Annotated in this window: 1 pseudogene; it reads left to right on the plus strand. The window is 37.6% G+C overall.

Annotation, left to right across the window (positions count from 1 at the left end):
- Window positions 1-654: pseudogene (locus MBCUT_RS01750) on the plus strand (hypothetical protein); the annotation flags it as partial.

Raw genomic sequence — 654 nt, forward strand, 5'->3', positions numbered from 1 at the left:
GGAAACTACACAGGAGATAACAATACAAACTTAGCTATTGACAAAAATGTAACAATACAAGGAAACGGACCTACTGATAAGATAGTAATCGACGCACAAGGACGAAATATCAGAATATTCACCATAGACAATAATGTGAATGTGACGTTCATAAATATAACATTCACAAATGGAAATGTTACAGGTGATGGTGGAGCAATATACAATAACCACGCTACAACAACGATGACTTTCATCAACTGCACATTCACAAACAACAACGCAAGTCGTTATGGTGGTGTTATCTACGATTATGGTGTTAAAATGAGTGTTAGTGGTTCTAGTTTCATTAACAATACTGTAGGTGATCGGGCTGGTGCTATCTACAATGGTGGTAGTAATGCAAATGTTAGTGGTTCTAGTTTCATTAACAACACTGCAGCTCGAGGTGGTGCTATCTACAATCTTGGTGTTAATATGAGTGTTAGTGGTTCTAATTTCACTAACAACACTGGCACTGGTTATGGTGGTGCTATTTACGATAATGTTGGTGTTAATATGAGTGTTAGTGGTTCTAGTTTCATTAACAACACTGCAAGTGGTGGTGGTGCTATCTACACTACTGGTGGTACTAGTGCTAATATGGGTGTTAGTGGTTCTAGTTTCATTAACAAC

The organism is Methanobrevibacter cuticularis, assembly GCF_001639285.1.
Lineage (GTDB): Archaea > Methanobacteriota > Methanobacteria > Methanobacteriales > Methanobacteriaceae > Methanobaculum > Methanobaculum cuticulare.